General features: G+C 31.1%; 17 protein-coding genes. 14 read left to right on the plus strand and 3 right to left on the minus strand.

Translation table 11 applies throughout. From position 1 onward, the window contains the following. The first annotated feature begins 38 nt into the window (after positions 1–38). From aroB to ATHE_RS06780, 8 genes are all read left to right on the plus strand, one after another. Positions 39–1,124: a 3-dehydroquinate synthase gene (gene aroB / locus ATHE_RS06740; RefSeq protein ID WP_015907820.1), complete on the plus strand. Its 1,086-nt coding sequence runs from the start codon at positions 39–41 to the stop codon at positions 1,122–1,124. Positions 1,125–2,029: 905 nt separating this feature from the next. Beyond that, positions 2,030–2,641: a C39 family peptidase gene (locus ATHE_RS06750; RefSeq protein ID WP_015907822.1), complete on the plus strand. Its 612-nt coding sequence runs from the start codon at positions 2,030–2,032 to the stop codon at positions 2,639–2,641. A gap of 45 nt (positions 2,642–2,686) precedes the next feature. Further along, on the plus strand, positions 2,687–3,919 hold the full coding sequence (locus ATHE_RS06755; protein ID WP_015907823.1) for a hypothetical protein: 1,233 nt from the start codon (positions 2,687–2,689) through the stop codon (positions 3,917–3,919). 198 nt (positions 3,920–4,117) lie between these two features. Further along, the gene (locus ATHE_RS06760) at positions 4,118–4,498 is read left to right on the plus strand and encodes a BlaI/MecI/CopY family transcriptional regulator (protein ID WP_015907824.1); all 381 of its coding nucleotides are present in this window, start codon (positions 4,118–4,120) and stop codon (positions 4,496–4,498) included. A 7-nt stretch (positions 4,499–4,505) separates the two neighbouring features. Next, positions 4,506–6,065, plus strand: a complete 1,560-nt coding sequence (locus ATHE_RS06765) for a M56 family metallopeptidase (RefSeq protein ID WP_015907825.1) — start codon at positions 4,506–4,508, stop codon at positions 6,063–6,065. Positions 6,066–6,225: 160 nt separating this feature from the next. Further along, the gene (locus ATHE_RS06770; protein WP_015907826.1) at positions 6,226–7,389 is read left to right on the plus strand and encodes an amidase domain-containing protein; all 1,164 of its coding nucleotides are present in this window, start codon (positions 6,226–6,228) and stop codon (positions 7,387–7,389) included. A 152-nt stretch (positions 7,390–7,541) separates the two neighbouring features. Further along, positions 7,542–8,186, plus strand: a complete 645-nt coding sequence (locus ATHE_RS06775) for a hypothetical protein (protein WP_015907827.1) — start codon at positions 7,542–7,544, stop codon at positions 8,184–8,186. 22 nt (positions 8,187–8,208) lie between these two features. Then, positions 8,209–8,775, plus strand: a complete 567-nt coding sequence (locus tag ATHE_RS06780) for a hypothetical protein (protein WP_015907828.1) — start codon at positions 8,209–8,211, stop codon at positions 8,773–8,775. A gap of 159 nt (positions 8,776–8,934) precedes the next feature. Here the strand turns inward: ATHE_RS06780 and ATHE_RS06785 are convergent, their stop codons facing one another. From ATHE_RS06785 to ATHE_RS06795, 3 genes are all read right to left on the minus strand, one after another. Beyond that, positions 8,935–9,561, minus strand: coding sequence for a hypothetical protein (locus ATHE_RS06785; RefSeq protein WP_015907829.1), 627 nt, complete (start codon positions 9,559–9,561; stop codon positions 8,935–8,937). A gap of 191 nt (positions 9,562–9,752) precedes the next feature. Then, complete coding sequence (gene mtnA / locus ATHE_RS06790) at positions 9,753–10,781, minus strand: S-methyl-5-thioribose-1-phosphate isomerase (protein ID WP_015907830.1); 1,029 nt, start codon at positions 10,779–10,781, stop codon at positions 9,753–9,755. 7 nt (positions 10,782–10,788) lie between these two features. After that, positions 10,789–11,562 (minus strand): S-methyl-5'-thioadenosine phosphorylase, encoded by a 774-nt coding sequence (locus tag ATHE_RS06795; RefSeq protein ID WP_015907831.1) that lies wholly within the window; start codon positions 11,560–11,562, stop codon positions 10,789–10,791. A gap of 101 nt (positions 11,563–11,663) precedes the next feature. On the opposite strand from ATHE_RS06795, the gene ATHE_RS06800 reads away from it, so the two are divergent. The 6 genes from ATHE_RS06800 to ATHE_RS06825 all read left to right on the plus strand — a co-directional run bounded on the left by ATHE_RS06800 (position 11,664) and on the right by ATHE_RS06825 (position 18,242). Beyond that, a complete protein-coding gene (locus tag ATHE_RS06800; RefSeq protein ID WP_015907832.1) occupies positions 11,664–11,942 on the plus strand; it encodes a DUF5665 domain-containing protein in 279 nt (92 codons plus the stop codon). Positions 11,943–11,971: 29 nt separating this feature from the next. After that, on the plus strand, positions 11,972–12,589 hold the full coding sequence (locus ATHE_RS06805) for a TraR/DksA C4-type zinc finger protein (protein ID WP_015907833.1): 618 nt from the start codon (positions 11,972–11,974) through the stop codon (positions 12,587–12,589). A 137-nt stretch (positions 12,590–12,726) separates the two neighbouring features. Then, positions 12,727–16,293: a VWA domain-containing protein gene (locus tag ATHE_RS06810; protein WP_015907834.1), complete on the plus strand. Its 3,567-nt coding sequence runs from the start codon at positions 12,727–12,729 to the stop codon at positions 16,291–16,293. A gap of 64 nt (positions 16,294–16,357) precedes the next feature. Beyond that, positions 16,358–17,098, plus strand: coding sequence for a hypothetical protein (locus ATHE_RS06815; protein ID WP_015907835.1), 741 nt, complete (start codon positions 16,358–16,360; stop codon positions 17,096–17,098). Between the two features lie 124 nt (positions 17,099–17,222). Beyond that, positions 17,223–17,435 carry a hypothetical protein gene (locus ATHE_RS06820; RefSeq protein WP_015907836.1) on the plus strand — a complete coding sequence of 71 codons (213 nt, stop codon included), beginning with the start codon at positions 17,223–17,225 and terminating at the stop codon, positions 17,433–17,435. A 66-nt stretch (positions 17,436–17,501) separates the two neighbouring features. Then, a complete protein-coding gene (locus ATHE_RS06825) occupies positions 17,502–18,242 on the plus strand; it encodes a hypothetical protein (RefSeq protein ID WP_015907837.1) in 741 nt (246 codons plus the stop codon). The last annotated feature ends 67 nt before the right edge of the window (positions 18,243–18,309 follow it).

Below are 18,309 nucleotides of genomic sequence, written 5' to 3' on the forward strand. Positions count from 1 at the left end.
TCTTTTATTTTATAAAATTTACAAAAAGGATGGGTAGGATGGAAGATAGGATTTACTTAAGTTTAAAAAGGGAAGAAAAAAATATTCCCATTATCTTTATTGAGAGTATAGAAAAAATCGGAGAATATCTTGCATCTTTTAATTGCTCAAATCTTGTAATATTTACTGACAAGATGGTCTACAGGCTCTACAAAGATTTTATTGATAGTCTTTCCTACTCTTACCTTTACCTTTTTGATGAAGGTGAGGAATCAAAGTCAATAGAATCTTACCTAAAGGCAATTGATTATCTTTTAGATAGAAATGTGGACAGAAGAGCATTGTTTGTTGCAATTGGTGGTGGAGTTATTGGTGATGTAGTCGGATTTATAGCATCTACATATAAGCGTGGTGTGAAACTCATTCACATTCCAACAACTCTTCTTTCAATGGTTGACAGTAGTATTGGTGGAAAAACTGGTATTAATTATAAATCCTACAAGAACCAGATTGGGACATTTTATCAGCCAGAAATGATAATAATATGTCCTAAGTTTTTAGAAACATTACCAAAAAGCGAGATTTTATCTGGTTTTGGTGAGATAATAAAATATGGTTTTACCTTAGACAAAAGTATATTGGATATGAAAGATAGATTTGAAAATGATGTTTTTGAGATTTTTCAAGATAAAATACTTGCTATGCAGTTGATAAAGAAATCTATTAATTGTAAAGTTAAAGTTGTTGAAAAGGACGAAAAAGAATCACTTTTGAGAGAAGTTCTGAATTTTAGCCACACAGTAGGTCATGCATTAGAGACGTATTACAATTACTATTTTTCTCATGGGATATTTGTTATTTTGGGAATGATTGCTGAGATGATACTTTCGAATATGATATTTAATTTTGATTTGTCAAATGTAGATCTTTTAATAAGAATTTTGGAAAAGAATAGTATAAAACTTCCTCAAAGATTTGAGAAGAGCCAAATTATCTCAATTATGAAGTATGACAAGAAAAATATAAGTTCTTCTATAAGAATTGTTTTATTGAAGGATGTATGTGATTATGTTTTAGGTTACGAAATTAATGAAGATATTTTATATGAGGCACTTGGTAGGTTCGAAAAAATTGTTTTATCTTAAAATGCCTCGGTCTGACAAAGTCAAGAAGAAGCTCCCTTGTCTTGGTTATATAGCTCAAGAATTATAAAAACAAATGCCAAGAAAAGGGAGCTTTTTACGTGTTAATTCTAATTTCTGCATCGTTATAGATTGTCAAATATTAATCATATTTCTCTTATGACTCTGCGTCAAAAGTTTTAAAAAACTTTTCAAAAACTTCTTTACAAATTGGTTTTTACTATTGTAAAATATATGTGTAATTACAATTGTAAAAGGGGAGCGAAGTAAAAATGAAAAAGGATTTATTAAAGCCATCAGAAGCAGAGTTAGAGGTGAGGTTAAAAAAAGACATCAAATGGGTTTGAAGAAAGGTTTTATCAATAAAAATTGTTTTTAATAAGGAAAAGAAATTAAAATTAAAAGAATAGTAAATATGTTTAGCATAAATAACTATGTTTTGAAAATATATGTATAAAACAGGGGTGATAGTTATGTTTTGTTGTAGCTTTGATACTTCTTGAACATCTAAAAAAAACACTGAAAGATTCTATTTTGAGTTTAAAAATTTGAATTAAAAAAATAAAAAAGGAGTGTTTTCTCATGAAAATAAGAAATAAAATGGGAAATTTTTATATTATCTCTACTGTTAATTTTTAGCATCAATCTTTCATCAGGTAAAAGCTTTTCTGAAATATCGAATTCCACAAAAGACACTAGCAATTTTTCAACTATCAACTCACAGTCTGAGCTACCCGATAAAGAACAATTAATTATGTCTAATAAAAAATCTGAAATAAAATATAGATACATTAATTTGCTCCTCATTAAGCTAAATAATGTTAAACAAATGAGGAAACAGCTAATTCACAATCAAAGATAGAAAACATAATAAAAGATTTTGTTAATGAATGGAAGGAGATAAACTTATGGAAACCTCTCTCTTGGAAAGAATAAGATATATTCAAAACAACCGTAGTTTTTCAGAATTTAAGCCAATGTCTCAAATATTAATAAATTCGACAATTATATCGCTAAATCCTGTTTCAGAGTTGCAAAAGAATGATTATTATTGTGGGCCAGCTGCAGCCAACAATTGTCTTAAAGCTTCTAACATATACTATAAAAGAAGTAATCCGTCGATTGCTGTATCTCAAGATAATTTAGTTCAAGATTTGGGAACAACTACTGAAGGTACACCATTTGACTCCCGCTGGGAAAGAGTTATGAGAGATTGGTCAGGTATTGTGCATGTAATAAAATGGGCTCCTTCAGAAATAGAATTATGGAATTACGTAACAAGTGATGTTCAATTTGGATATGGTGTTATCGCAGATATTCATATGGTTGCAGGTGGCTATCATCTACCTGGTTATGATAGACAAAAAGAATATTGGCATTATATTGCATTAATTGGTTATGATCCAGTAAATCATCAAATTTATTATTCAGATTCATCTAAATACAATAACGGATGTAAATTGACTGATAATTATAGCGAATTCGTCAAATTATGCAAAGACAGAGGTATCGTTTGGTAATTTAAAATTAGATCATATAAATCACAGAAACGAGGAGAAGTAAAAATGTGTAATATATCAAAAATGACAAAAAAAATATTTATTTTAATAACTGTTTTTATTTTATTTTCTTTTCTTAAATTCATTAATAGTCAACCATTACTGCGAATAGTATATTGTAAAGATCTTTTTGAATATTTTCCCAAAAAGGAAGGAAATTTTGATAATATCCTTTTGAAAACATTTAAAAAGAATAAAGATGAAAATTTGATTATTGCTATTGACTCAAACAGATTTATTGGACTTTCTAACAATGAAGATGCATATTTTATTAAAGACATTAAGAAAAACTATACAAAGTTGATATACAAAATTACTGAAAAAAACTTTCTGAGCATTTCTGAAAACTTTGATGGAAGATATTTCTATTGGATAGAAGGAGAAAGAAAAAAGGGATATTTATATCTAAGTTGCAATTGGAAGTTATATGGATATGATATTAATACCAATACTATCTGCTTGATTGATAAATGTAATGAAACAAGCATTTCAGCTAATGATGATATGAAAGCCAAAGCATGTATTATGTGGAGAGATATATTTGCTCACAATGGCAAAGTTGTTTACTTAAACTACGAAAAGGATAAAAAAGGAATTATCTATTTAGTTATAAAATTATTTGATATGAAAACAAAAAAATATTCTATAATTGAAAAAATACCTGAAAAAGAAAATAGATTAATATATCCTCCATCTATTTATGGTGATAATATAGTTTGGTGTATATCAAATATTATAGAAACTCATACAATGAGGATAGAAAGTGGAGAAATATACTTATATAATATCGAAAAAAAGAAAAAAACAAAAATCTCTCCAAATAATGAACTTGTAATACCAAGGATTTATAAAAATTATGTTATTGCTCTTCGCCATATAAATGGCATAAGTTCTCAAGATCAAATAGTTTTATGTGATATATCAAAAGCACCAATTAGATGGAAAATAATAGTATACCCTGAATTGTATTCTATGAAAAATTCAAATATGATTACATTTGCAGACCCATATGTTTCAGGAGGATATTTGTCTTGGTACGGCAATTACTTAAAAGACGGTACTTATATATTTTCATTAAAAGATTTAAAATATTACAAGATTCCATATTTAAAACTGCAAAAAGGATATTCCAATTATATTATGCTTTATTCTAAAACTCCTTCTACTAATTTATTTATAAGAAGTTATTTTAAAGATAATACTAACGGAAAATATAGTGAGTATTTATTTTTAAAGTGAATAACCAACAATTGTAAATTAATAATGGCAATTGATTAAGATAGCAAGGGCTGTCCAAAAGGGCAATCTCATTATTTTTACTTTTCAGTTATAAAAAAGGAAATAAAAATCATTTCAAAAAACCTTCTTTACAAAATACTTTTTACTATTGTAAAATATATTATGTAATCACAATTGTAAAAGGAGAGTGGTGTAAAAATGAACAAAGATTTGTTAAAGCCATCAGAAGCTGAGTTAGAGGTCATGAAAGTTTTGTGGGAAGAAGGAAAGGCGCTCAGCGCACCAGAGATAGTGCAAAAGTTAAAAGAAAAACACATCAAATGGGAAAAATCAACCATATACACCTTGATTGACAGGCTTGTAAAAAAGAAAGCAATAAAGCAAGAGAAAAAAAATAAACTTTACTACTACAGTCCTTCTATTAGCAAAGAGGAATACGCAAAGATAGAAACAGCAAGGGTATTGAATAAGCTATTTAATGGCTCTGTAAAAGATTTAATAGCAGCATTAGTTGAAAGTGGAAACTTAAAAAAAGAAGAGCTTGAGGAGATTAAGAAGTTATTAGGAAAAGAGGAGTAGAGATGAGATGAATATAGAAGTTATATTCAAATGGATTTCAGTAATGACAGTAGGTGGTAGCATAGCTGTTTTGATATTTGCTATTTTGAGCAAAATCTTTAAAGAGCATTTGAGCGCAAGGGCAAGGTATTATATTTGGATGATAGGGCTTTTTTGTTTTACCATTCCATGGAATGTATTGATTAAATTTTGTAAGAAAGATAGTAGAGTACTAAATCAGAGTATTATATTAGGCAACAGCAGTTATATGACCTCAAAATTAAATAACAACAATGCATTGAACTTACAACTAACAGAAAATACAGCACAAGGTGGGGCTTTAATTGCCCTGCCTTATAAAAATATTAGTTATTTTAACCCTGAAAAATTTGTAGAATTTATTGGTTATGTCTGGCTTGTAGGTGCCATAGTATTTTTTGCATGGTTTTTGATAAGGTATATTTGGTTTAAAGTGATACTTATAAGAAGTTCACGAAAATGTTCAAATGAATATTGCAGGAGAATGATTGAAAGGTATTGCAATCTAAGAAAAATTCCAAAAAAGATAAAGATATTAGAAAGTGATATTATACAAACACCTATGCTAATCGGAATAATTACTCCGATCTTAATAATACCAACAAAGGACATAGTAAGAGAAGATTTAAGATTAATCATAAGACATGAACTTGTACACTTCAAGAGAAAAGATGTACTTGTTAAATGGCTAAGCAAATTAATAAATGCACTTCATTGGTTTAACCCCTTGGTATACTTTGCAGTTTTAAAGCTAAATAGAGAATGTGAATATTCATGTGATGAAGAAGTAATAAGAAAGCTTAAGAAGGATGGCAAAAGAAGGTATGCAGAGGTACTTTATAACACACTTTTGGTGAGTATAGGCAGTGGAGCAGGTGCGGCATTTGGTCTGGTAGGTAAGAAAGAAAGCATTGTTGAGAGATTTAGGTTTATTATGAGTTTGGAGATAAGGAAAATGAGCAAAGGTGCAAAGGTGTTTGTTGTGGTGTTAGTATCAACAACAATATTCTTAAGTGCATTTGTTCAAATTTGGGCAAAAGATACTTTGAGTTTTGATAGCGATGAAATAGAAGCAATCAAATCAACTATAGAAGGATTTTATGAAACACAGTACAAATCTTATCTTCAAATGGAGTATATAGATATAACACCGTACTTGGATATGTCAAAGATACAGAATCATAATAAAGTTGTTGCATTAAAAATGTTAGTATTCAGAAGAAAATATATAGACGAAAAAAAGTACTGTTATGTTGAGAAGAGACATTTTCCATATGAACTTCATTATAAGAACATAGTGCTTGATGGCAATAAAGCCAAAATAGTTATTGACTTAGAGATAAAACTAAAAGAAGCATATCCGCCGTTTATTTCATATGGAGAAAATATTTTTGAATTAGAAAAGCAGGATGGGACATGGAAAATTACAAAGCATATCTATGATAAATGGGCCCTAATGCATTATGAATTCTCTACTGACCAAAAGTTACCAGAACCTGATTATGAGCAAATAAAAAAGCAAATAGATAGGGAGTTTAGAATTAAGTAATAACTTACATGATGATATTTAAAAATGGAGGCGAAAAGTTATGTTGTACATTCTTATTTTCAATAGTTCTTGATTAAACAGAAGATAATAGTTTCAAAAAATTTATTATTTAATTTAATCTGAAAACCATATGAAAACTAAAAGAAAGGGGATATCTCAAATGAGAAAAATTGTATTGTTTTTGTTATGTTTAATTCTAATAATACCAAATTCCATTGCTTATGCAAATTCATATTTTTATAAAAACACTGAAGAAGAAAGCATTAAAAACATTATTGAATCTTTTTACAACACTCAGTACGATGCATATTTACAAATGGAATATAAAGATATAACTCCTTACCTTGATATGACTAAAATACAAAATCAAAACAAAGTAATAGTTCTGAAAAATTTAACAGCAAGAAGAAAGTATATTTATCAAAAAGGGTATTGTTACATCGAAGAGAGACGATTTCCATTAGAGTTCAATTACAAAGCTATTGATATAAACGGTAATCAAGCAAGTGTCATATTAGAAATAAAATTAGATGGACAGAATGCATATCCACCTTTTATTTGTGGTGGCGAAAATATATTTAAGTTAATAAAAATGGAAGATAGCTGGAAAATTACAGAACATGATTATGAAGATCTAAGTTTCTATGAAATTTCAAAAGAAAAATTAATAAGAGAATTTCAACCGAAAGAATTAGCTGAAATGATTGATCAGGAATTTTCTCCAGATTCGAAGAAAGTATATAAAAACTTCAATGATGTTGAATTGAAAAGTAATGTTGGTATTCTTAGTTTGCCAGCAGTAAATCATTATTATAGTACATCAAGGGCTGTTGAATATGCAAACAAATACGTATATAACCGTAATACCAAGTTTTATGATGCAACCGCTGGAGGAGGAGATTGCACAAACTTTGCATCTCAAGTTTTATGGTATGGATTTGGAGCAAATGATACTATGAACGATATATTAAACAAAGTGATGATGGTTCCTGGTTCATATGAAGAAGGATGGTATGCAGGTCCTGGTGGAGGCTCACGAAATTGGGAGAATGTTGAAGCTTTCTGGAGTTATATGACAAGCTATAAATCTATTGACACACCTGGTCCACGCGTTGTTGTAGTAGACAGTATAAATTCATTAGATAATGGTGGAATAATGCAAATTGATTATTATAACGATGGAAGATTTGATCATACTGCAATTCTTGTAGACAAAATTACACGGAAATTTGCACAACATACTGAAAATTGTTATCGCTATTATTCTGATTATGAAGGTAATAAAAGATTTTTTAATCCATATTATTTTAGAGAAATAGAATAAGAATACAACAAATACAATCTTATTTCCCACTATCTTCAAAGATTGCACACCTTCAGAATTAGAAATTTGATTATGAATATTTTCCACTGTTTATTAATGTTTTTCTGAAGGTGTGCTTTTATTAAGAAATTATAAAATGGGAGGCGAATACATTGAAGATAAAAAAAGTTATTCCATATATTTTATTATTCACAATAATGATGCTAAATATAAGCGGGTGCACAAGAAAGGATTTTACAAAAAAAGAAGATGAATACACTAAAGCTCAAAAAATAGCTGTTTCAGCATTGTCAGATGCTTTTTATATGGTTAAAAATAAGAATTTTAATGTACTTAAATATAAAAAACATGATAATTGGTATCTATTTTTATTTTATATGACTACCGATAATTCACCCCAATATTTGTTATGTTTGGTTGAAAACAATAAAGCGTTATGGTATGCATCTGCTGGGTATCCAGCAATGAGTATGGGATTTGGAGTAAATCGAGTTAAATATAAAGGAAAAAGCATTTATTTTTGTAACTTAAATACCTCTACATGGATACCATCAACAGGCGCACGAAAGCCTACTAATTACACTAAAATGGTATTTGAATTTGAAAATGGGACAGAACTAATAGAAAATGTAAAAGGTGATAAAGGATATATTGTTATTGTAGACGGTTATAAAAAGCTAAAAGACTTAATCTTATATAACGCAAAAGGAGAAATAGTAAATAGATACGAAGATATAGGTTATGACTGTTATGAGTGTAAGGTAGTTGGGTTTAAACATGTTAACCTCAAAGAGTAATATCTCGAGGGGATGAAAAATTATGAATTTAACTATTTGGAAAAAAGGTAATGTAAAAATAAAAACATTTTTATGCGTTTCTATAAGTTTAATAATAGCAGGAATAATTTGTTTTGTTATTATAAGTCATCTAATAGGAGGTATTTCAGAAAAAGTAGGCTATGTAGAGCGTTTTGATAAAACCGAAAATGGTGACTTTTTTGCTTTATTTTATGGCAAAATCAGGCACAGTAGTGGCAAAGAAGATTTGCTTTTCAAAGTCAAAATGAGCCGCAATAAAATAAAAGGTTTAGATTATTTTCCTGTACGCTTATTTGCATGGGGAAAAAATCAGGTAGCTTATTGTGGTGAGGATTTGAAAGAGTTAATTTTAGTTGATTACAAAACTAAAAAAGAAGTTTATCGAAACCGAATGCCAGAGATGATAAAATATATCAGTGCTAATAAACAAACAGGTAAGTTTGTTATTGCCACTGAAAAAAGGTTGTATCTTTTGAAATCAGAGTATGTTCCAAAAAACAAAATATATACTTTAAAATATAAATGCCTACTGGCCTGTTATTGGTTTAGATGGAATATACTTTACTGATAAAGGCGGATACTTTTCAAGTCAAGAAGGGTGTTCAATATACAAGCTAATAAGCAAAAGAGTAATTCAGTTACTTAAAGTTAGAGGAAATTTGGTGAGTTATGATACTATTCGAATATATTAGAACTGACAAACAACTATTATTAGTCGCTACTATTATTAATTGTTGCTTGAAAAATCGCTTATGATCCATTTGTTTTTAATTTTCTCAACCAAGAGAACCATTTTTTTAATATCACCATAAGGGTCAGCTGGATTTATGGTGTAAGAGTCTGTGAAGCAGTACACAAAATAAAAATATCCTTTTTTGTACCAAATAACGGTTTGCTTGGGGTCAGCAGGTTCTACCTTATAGTAACAGGTATAAGTATCCTGTGTAGGTTTGGGAAAGAGTATTTTTAGGACTTTCTCAGATACAAATGAATATATATCTTTGTTTGAAGCAAGGCCAAGGATGCTTTTGCGATTGGCTTCATTTAGCACAGCTTTAATAATTTTATAATGTACTTGTCTTTCTGCTTTTACTTTACTTATGTTGCTGTCCACAGTTGAGTTGTTTATATTCTTTTCTTCAACAACGGGTAAAACTGAGATGATATCTGCTATAAATTTCTTTTTGTTTTTTATAATATGAATTCTCTCGGAGCTATTGTCTTCTAGCTTATGCTTATTTAAGATTGTGTCAGCCTTAATGTGAGAGATTTTTAAACTAATACTTAATAATACCAATGATCCAATGAGAATTAAAGAAAATATTACAATTGAACTGCGAAATATTTTTTGCATTTGTTTAATCCCCCTTAATTTTACTTTGTATTAATTTTTAGAAAACTTAGTTTATAAACATTGTACCACATATGTAGATGAAATGCAATTCTAAGCAGAAAAAAAGCAAGGACATTTTAAGTGCTAATTCTTTATAACTACAAAAAATAAACGGGGTACTCAATTCTTACAATACCCCGTTTTTTGACAGACTACTTTTCTTTGAGTTTTGAAATATTCTCCTCAAATGGTGGGAAAATAACACCTTTTTCTGTAATTATAGCAGTAATGTTCTCAGCCGGTGTTACATCAAATGCAGGATTAAAAACCTTCGATTCATCCGGAACAATCTTTTTACCATTGAAAAATCTTATCTCATCTTCGCTTCTCTCTTCAATAGGAATTTCTGAGCCTGATTTTATATTAAAATCAATGGTTGATACTGGTGCTGCAATGTAAAAAGGAATGCCATGATGCTTTGCCAAAACAGAAAGAGAGTAAGTTCCAATCTTGTTTGCTGTATCTCCGTTTAAAGCGATTCTGTCAGCCCCTACTATAACACAATCAATTTTTCCAAGTTTCATAAGATAACCTGCCATGTTGTCACAAATAACTGTGTTGGGAATACCATCTTCAGAAAGCTCAAAAGCTGTGAGCCTTGCCCCCTGAAGATACGGCCTGGTCTCATCTACATAAACATGAATATTCTTGCCGGTAAAGTGAGCTTCACGGATGACGCCAAGTGCAGTTCCATACCCGCCTGTTGCTAAAGCTCCTGCATTGCAGTGAGTAAGGATATTTGCACCCTCTTTTATAAGTGTATTTCCATGCTCACCAATCTTTTTATTGATACTTTTGTCTTCATCTTCTATTTTCCTTGCCTCATCCAGCAGCAAACTATAAATTTGGCTTTGAGAAAGATTTTTTGCCTCTTCAAAAATCTTTTTCATCCTCTCAAGTGCCCAGAAAAGGTTCACAGCAGTGGGTCTTGAGCTCGCAAGATAGTTTATAATCTCATAAATTTTAGTGGACTCCATGTTCTTTTCAATTATTTCCTTAAAGCCCAATACAACTCCATATGCAGCAACAATTCCAATAAGCGGTGCTCCTCTTATAATCATATCTTTTATTGCTACATATACATCATGATATGTGCTACAAACAAAATACTCTCTTTCAAATGGCAGCTTTCTCTGGTCGAGTACAATGAGCTTATCATTTTCAAACTCAAAGTGTTTCATTTTCTTCTTACTCCTCACAAATATAGTCTACATCAATCTTTTCAATCATCTTGTAAATGAGTTTTTTTACTTTGTCATTGTTTTCTCTAAAGACTCTGTAAACTTCTTCTTCAGTTACAGGCTTTATATCATCTCTTCCTTCAAGTCCTGCGTCATAGTCTGTAATAAGGGATATATTCACATAACAGATACCAAGCTCTTTTGCAAGAATTATTTCTGGATACTGTGTCATATTGATAACATCCCAGCCCATAGTCGAAAACCATCTGCTCTCAGCAGTTGTGGAAAATCTCGGACCTTGTATTACAACAACTGTCCCCTTTTCATGCACAGTAATTCCAAGCTCTTTTGCAGACTCAATTGCAATTTTTCTCAAATATTCACAGTACGGCTTTGCGGCAGATATGTGCCTTACTTCAGGTCCTTCAAAGAATGTGTCTTTCCTTCCCCATGTCCTATCAACAAACTGGTCACACACAACAAAGTCACCAGGTTTTATCTCAGGCTTTAAGCTTCCTGACGCTGTTGGTCCAATTATCTTTTTGACTCCAAGCATCTTCATTGCCCAAATATTTGCTCTGTATGGAATTAAGTGAGGAGGATATTGATGTTTTTTGCCATGACGGGGTAGAAAAGCTACTTTTTTGCCTGCAATCTCAACCAAAGAGATTTTGTCGCTTGGTTTTCCATATGGTGTTTCAAGTTCTATCTCTTCAACATTGTCTTCTAAAGAATAAAAACCCGAACCGCCAAAGACCCCTATATCAGCTCTGTATTCCATCTTTTCTTACCTCCAAGAATTAAAAACTTTTGCATTTCAAAAAAATTATATAAATAAAATGTGCAAAAATCAACAAAATAATTTATTGAGAAGGTGAGATGATGTCAAGAGACGAATTTGAAGAAAAGTTAAATGATTTTATCTTAAAACTTGAAAGGATGAATTTTAGTTACTATATAGAATATTTGAAAAACCCAAAGAAGATAATTTTTACAAACTTTTTATCGGGTGCTGCACGGGGATTTGGAACAGCTTTTGGCTTTTCTATTTTGGGTGCTCTTCTTTTATATATACTTAACGCTATCGTAAAGTATAACCTTCCTGTAATTGGCCGATATATTGCTGAAATATTGAAATTTGTAAAGTTTTATATGCATTAAAAAAACTTCAGTAAAAGGAGAGATTAATATTGCAGCCAGCTGAAATTGAAATGCTGAAAAAATTGCTTTTAGAGAAAAAATCTGAAGTAGAAGAGTATTTAAAAAATACTAAAGAAAATCAGGTTGCAAACTTTAGCTCACTCTATTCAAATGAGGTGTCAAACTATGACAATCATCCAGCTGACATTGCATCAGACCTATTTGAAGCGGAAAAGAACATGAGCTTTAAAGCTGACATGAAAAGAAAACTTGAGCTGATTGAAAAAGCACTCTCCAAAATTGAAAAGGGAAACTTTGGCTACTGTATGTCCTGCAAAAAAGAAATTCCTATAGAAAGGCTTTTGGCAATCCCTTATACAGAATTTTGTATAGAGTGCCAGAAAGATATAGAAAATCAAGAAAATTATCAAACAGACCAAAGACCAATCGAAGAAAAGGTGCTGGGCAAACCATTCAATGACATGTTTCCAAGTCAAGGTGAAGAAGAGCATGATGGTACAGATATGTGGAGCATACTTGAGATGCATTCAACAAGCAACGGTCCTCAAGATGAAGTAGTATCTGATGGAAAAAATTACTACAAGAATATAAACGATATTGATGATAGTGTTGAAGAAATAGATAAAATTTCTAAAGATAATTTTTAAAAGAGACTAAAACTAACTAACTTTTAGTTAACACTAATGAATTACCAAAAAAACTATATAGTTATTGACAAGACTTTTATAATTATTATAGAATATTCACAAGATTATTCAAATTTTTAGAGTATGGAGGGTTTTATATGAGGTATTTAAAGAAATTTATTTCTTTGTTGGTTGTATTCTTATTTACTATCAACCTTTTTTTTCCTTACTTTGTCAAATCAGATAATTTATCATCGAGTGATGCATCAGTATTTCAAACCTCGCAAAACTTTTCTCAAATCCAAAATCCCCGTGAACTTTTACAAATTCAAATTAAAAAAATTTCTACTCTCCCTGAATTATTTTATGACTTAAAACCATCTCATGGGGAAAAAGTCAAAAAGATATCAATTTATTTAACAAAAGCCATAAATTACTTTGATAGCGACACGACGATTACTAATTCAGACTTTTTTGATTGCATTGAGAAGGCTGTAAGGCAGCTTGAATTTTATCAAAAGCACAGTAACTTTAAAAAACATTATGATTCAACTTTAGAAGAAATTAAACTAAATCTAATTGCAGTAACAAGAATAGTTACAGAAAATCTAAAAATAGTTTGTGAAAATAATCAAGGTATATTTACCCAAAAACAAAAGAAAGAACTTTTAAAAGCAATTGAAGAGTTTAATAAAGGTGTTGAATTTGAAGGCAAAAAGAACAATGAACAAGCTATTCATTTTTATCGAAAAGCATGGGGACAGTTAAATGAACTTAATATTGCTATTTTAAAGCTTCAGGATAAAGATAATGATAAATGTCCAGATTTTTTAGAAGAAAAGTTTGGTCTTAAAACAAATAAATTAGACACCGATGGAGACAATCTTTCTGACTTTTTTGAAATATTAAAACTTTTTAACCTTACAGATGGAAAATCAATTGATACTGATAAAGATGGTATACCAGACTGGCAAGAAGATCCTGATGAAGACAAGTTAACTAATATAGATGAACAAAAATACAATACTGACCCGCTTTTGCCAGACACAGATAACGATGGTTTAGATGACTATTTTGAAATATTTACATTTAAAAGTTCTCCTTTGAAATTTGACACAGATGAAGATGGACTGAGCGACAAAAGTGAATACTTATTAGGAATTGATCCTAATAATCCTGATTGTGATGCTGATGGTTTACTTGACGGACTTGAGGAATATAAGCAAACCTTTAAAGACGATCAGACTGGAACAAAAGTAGAAATTGTTGCAGAAGGGGACATTTCATCCTTTGTTGAAATAAACAATCTAAAAGACGAAGAAGTATTTTCTGAAATTTACGGAATAGTTTCAACACCAGTTGATATTGAAGTATATGCACCTTTTAAAGAAGCGACAGTATTTATACCAATTGATACAAGCAAAATCCCAAATCAAGATTTTCAAAATGTAAAAATGTTTTATCTTGATGAAGATTTGATGACTTTTGTTCCACTTGACGAACAAGGTGTTGATCCTGTAAACAAAGTGGTATGGGCAAAAACAAACCATTTTACAACGTTTGTATTATTTTATATCCCAACATGGAAAGCAATTTGGGAGGTTCCAATAAATAAAGGCGAAAGAGAAATAAATCAACAAGTCAATTATATAGACCTTGTATTTGTGTTAGATTCATCTGGCAGCATGAGCTGGAATGATCCAAACGGTTATAGAAAAATTGCCGCAAAATCATTTGTTGATGCCTTGATACAAGGGGATAGAGCAGCTGTTGTCGATTTCGATAATTTTGGTTATTTACTACAGCCTTTAACGACTGATTTTCAAGCCGTAAAAAATGCAATTGACAGGATTGATAGCTGGGGCGGAACAAACATTGCAGAAGGTATTAGAATTGCAAACCAGCAATTAATTTCTCGTAGTTCTGAGGATAGAATAAAAGTAATTATACTTTTAACAGATGGTGAAGGATATTACGACAATAATCTCACAACTGAAGCAAAAAACAATGGTATAACAATATATACTATAGGTTTAGGAACCAGCGTTGACGAAAATCTTTTGAGAGATATAGCAACCCAAACAGGAGGCATGTATTTTCCTGTATCTTCTGCTTCTCAACTACCACAAGTGTTCAAGCGAATAACTGAAATAGTTACAGAACCAATTGATACAGACGAAGATGGTATTCCAGATTCTGTTGAAATTTCAGGTGCACGAACAGGTCTTGGAACAATTGTATATTCTGATCCATCAAATCCTGATACAGATGGAGATGGAATTTTAGATGGCTTAGAAATTGGACCATTGGTTTGTGCAGCAAACGGGTATTATTACAAAGCAACAAGTGATCCGAAAAAATGTGACAGCGACAATGACGGACTTTCTGATGCGGAAGAAGATGAACTGGGAACAAAGATAAATCTTGCAGATACCGATAAAGATGGTTTGACTGATGGAAATGAAATTAGCATGGGGTATTCACCCCTTCATAAAAATTATGATGGCGATTCATATCCTGACAAACAAGAATTCGAAAAAGGACTTGATCCTTATCTTTATGATAAAACTTGGTATGAACATATCAAAGACATCTTAGCTGGTGCAACTTGCGGCGATGCAGGTGAGATTTTAGTTCGACATGGACTTTTAGCAGAAAGAACTCTAAAATCATTCGGATATTTAATTGGTCAAATAGCTTCTGGATTTATACCATTTTCAGATATAAGAGATGCTGTAGCAAGTTTGGCAAAATTAGATTTTGCTGGAGTATTAACGAATTTAATTGGCTTTATCCCTGGTGTAGGAGACTGTGCTGATATTGCAAGAACACTTACAAAATTTATTAGTTTTGGTGATGAATGCATAAGCATCGTAGCAAGGTTTATTGTTCATAAGTTTGATGAATGGCAAAATGTCTTTAGAAATTTCCTGTTATCTCCTGTGTTTGCTCTTTTATGCAAAGGACAAGACAATTTTGATGTTGCAAAAAAAGTCGTAAATGGAGATTATGATAAACCTTTGAAGGCTGTCTCTGAATTTGCTCAGCACAATAATTTTGATGAAATTGCATCAATTATAAAAAATAGCAAAGTCAAATTTTCTATAACTCAAGATATAAAATTGGAAAATGCTAATAGTATCATAGCAAGAGCAAAAGAATATGTAAGTAAAGCAGGACTAAAAAGTGCAAATGCTTTAGCTGAAAGAATTGCTGTTGAAGCTGCATATGAATATTATACTAAGTTAGGCTATAAATGTATATACAAAGCAAAACACGGTGTTAAAGGACCAGATTTAATTTTTGTTACAAATACACAGCCAAGAGAATATCTAATAGTAGAAGCGAAAGGTGCTTTGGAAAACTCAAAATATCCGACAGTAGGAGAAAGCAGGCTGTTTAGCAATGTTTATAATCCCGAAACAAGAACAAAAGAAAGATTAGCCCAGCTATCTTTTGATTGGCTTTCGACAAATTCTAAAAGATACTTATATAAAGTAGAAGAAGGCATGAAAGAACTGCTTGATAAAGATGCTGCTAAAATAGAATTTGAGGAGTTTAAAAAATTCATAGAAGATAAAGGAACCTATAGAGCAGCACTGTTTTATGCTTCGCAGAATCAAAAGATTAGATGGGATGGCGGATTTGGTAAATACTTAACAGAAATTTTAAAGAATGATGAAAACATAGCATCGTTCGAAATGGTAAAGATGATATTGAAATAAAGTAGAATTGTTATCAAGGGCGGGAAGGGTGGGAAAATTTTAAATGTTTTAGAGGTGAAAAATAATGGCTGAGTGGTGGGAAATTAAGCTCAATCCTAAAAAACTTAAGAAATTGTTGAATGATGAATTAGTAAGAATAGAGGATGATGCAAAGTATGGTTATGTATTTTATTTCAGAGTTTTAGCAGCAGGAAGGTATTACATGTATCTTGGAGATTTTGAAGAGGGGAAAAAGTATATTTTGAAAGCTATTGAAGCTAAGAAAAAAGATATTGATACTGCTATCAAAGAACGTGGCTATGAGAGTGAAGCAGTAGCAAGACAAAAGGTGAAATTAGCCAAAGCATACAGGTGGATAGGAGAGATTGAGAAACTAAAGCAGGAATGTCTTGAGGCTGCTAACATTTTCAGAAAAATATATGAAGAAGGGAAAAAAATTAATAGAAGTTTAGTGTTATATCCTGATAGCAGCCGTGACTTTTATGTTGCATGGTCAGCAGCTGAATATTATCTTGGTAACTATCAAATGGCTGTGGATGTTAAAAAAATCTATGCAAAGAATACATTTGGGATTGTTTCTTCTGGTCTTGCAGAGTATATATTGAAAAACGATGCGCAGGCACTAAAAAATCAAATAAAAATTCTTGTTGAAGGTATAATAGAATTTAGATGTGAACCTGATTATGATGAGAACGTATATGACCCATGGCACTGGTATGAAGAAGCAAAGAAGATAGCTGGTCTACCTGGCATCTTTAGCTTATTCGACCCTTCTCCTCCTATTCTGCCAATACAAGAAGACTAAAAGATAAAATTTATTTAGCAATGTTTATAATCCCGAAACAAGAACAAAAGAAAGATTAGCCCAGCTATCTTTTGATTGGCTTTCGACAAATTCTGAAAGGTATTTAAATAAGGTAAAAGAAGGCATGAAAGAACTGCTTGATAAAGATGCTGCTAAAATAGAATTTGAGGAGTTTAAAAAATTCATAGAAGATAAAGGAACCTATAGAGCAGCACTGTTTTATGCTTCGCAGAATCAAAAGATTAGATGGGATGGCGGATTTAATAAGTTTTTAAAAGAGATTTTGGTTAGAGACAAAAACATAACATCATTTGAGATGGTAAAAATGATTTTATAGATTTTAAGCTAAACTTTAGGGTGGGAAGGGACCGGGAAATTTTAAATGTTTTTGAGGTGAAAAATAATGGCTGAGTGGTGGGAAATTAAGCTCAATCCTAAAAAACTTAAGAAATTGTTGAATGATGAATTAGTAAGAATAGAGGATGATGCAAAGTATGGTTATGTACATGCTTTCAAAGTTCTTGCAGCAGGAAGGTATTACATGTATCTTGGAGATTTTGAAGAGGGGAAAAAGTATATTTTGAAAGCTATTGAAGCTAAGAAAAAAGATATTGATACTACTATCAAAGAACGTGGCTATGAAAGTGAAGCAGTAGCGATAAACAAAGTCAGATTAGCCAAGATGTACAGGTGGGTTGGTGAAATGGATAAGCTCAAGCAGGAATGTCTTGAGGTTGTTAACATTTTCAGAAAAATATATGAAGAAGGGAAAAAAATTAATAGAAGTTTAGTGTTATATCCTGATAGCAGCCATGACTTTTATGTTGCATGGTCAGCAGCTGAATATTATCTTGGTAACTATCAAATGGCTGTGGATGTTGAAAAAATCTATGCAAAGAATACATTTGGGATTGTTTCTTCTGGTCTTGCAGAGTATATATTGAAAAACGATGCGCAGGCACTAAAAAATCAGATAAAAATTCTTGTTGAAGGTATAATAGAATTTAAATGTGCTCCAAATTATGATACGAATGTATATGACCCATGGCACTGGTATGAAGAAGCAAAGAAGATAGCTGGTCTACCTGGCATCTTTAGCTTATTCGACCCTTCTCCTCCTACTCTGCCAATACAAGAAGACTAAAAAATAAAATTTATTTAGCAATGTTTATAATCCCAAAACAAGAACAAAAGAAAGATTAGCCCAGCTA

This window comes from Caldicellulosiruptor bescii DSM 6725 (assembly GCF_000022325.1).
GTDB lineage: Bacteria > Bacillota > Thermoanaerobacteria > Caldicellulosiruptorales > Caldicellulosiruptoraceae > Caldicellulosiruptor > Caldicellulosiruptor bescii.

Coding starts and splice junctions, on each gene's coding strand:
- ATHE_RS06780 (WP_015907828.1), top strand. CDS start 8,209: ATGAATTTAACTATTTGGAAAAAAGGTAATGTAAAAATAAAAACATTT.
- ATHE_RS06760 (WP_015907824.1), top strand. CDS start 4,118: ATGAACAAAGATTTGTTAAAGCCATCAGAAGCTGAGTTAGAGGTCATG.
- ATHE_RS06750 (WP_015907822.1), top strand. CDS start 2,030: ATGGAAACCTCTCTCTTGGAAAGAATAAGATATATTCAAAACAACCGT.
- ATHE_RS06800 (WP_015907832.1), top strand. CDS start 11,664: ATGTCAAGAGACGAATTTGAAGAAAAGTTAAATGATTTTATCTTAAAA.
- ATHE_RS06820 (WP_015907836.1), top strand. CDS start 17,223: ATGAAAGAACTGCTTGATAAAGATGCTGCTAAAATAGAATTTGAGGAG.
- ATHE_RS06810 (WP_015907834.1), top strand. CDS start 12,727: ATGAGGTATTTAAAGAAATTTATTTCTTTGTTGGTTGTATTCTTATTT.
- ATHE_RS06825 (WP_015907837.1), top strand. CDS start 17,502: ATGGCTGAGTGGTGGGAAATTAAGCTCAATCCTAAAAAACTTAAGAAA.
- ATHE_RS06815 (WP_015907835.1), top strand. CDS start 16,358: ATGGCTGAGTGGTGGGAAATTAAGCTCAATCCTAAAAAACTTAAGAAA.
- ATHE_RS06765 (WP_015907825.1), top strand. CDS start 4,506: ATGAATATAGAAGTTATATTCAAATGGATTTCAGTAATGACAGTAGGT.
- aroB (WP_015907820.1), top strand. CDS start 39: ATGGAAGATAGGATTTACTTAAGTTTAAAAAGGGAAGAAAAAAATATT.
- ATHE_RS06755 (WP_015907823.1), top strand. CDS start 2,687: ATGTGTAATATATCAAAAATGACAAAAAAAATATTTATTTTAATAACT.
- ATHE_RS06785 (WP_015907829.1), bottom strand. CDS start 9,561: ATGCAAAAAATATTTCGCAGTTCAATTGTAATATTTTCTTTAATTCTC.
- ATHE_RS06770 (WP_015907826.1), top strand. CDS start 6,226: ATGAGAAAAATTGTATTGTTTTTGTTATGTTTAATTCTAATAATACCA.
- ATHE_RS06795 (WP_015907831.1), bottom strand. CDS start 11,562: ATGGAATACAGAGCTGATATAGGGGTCTTTGGCGGTTCGGGTTTTTAT.
- mtnA (WP_015907830.1), bottom strand. CDS start 10,781: ATGAAACACTTTGAGTTTGAAAATGATAAGCTCATTGTACTCGACCAG.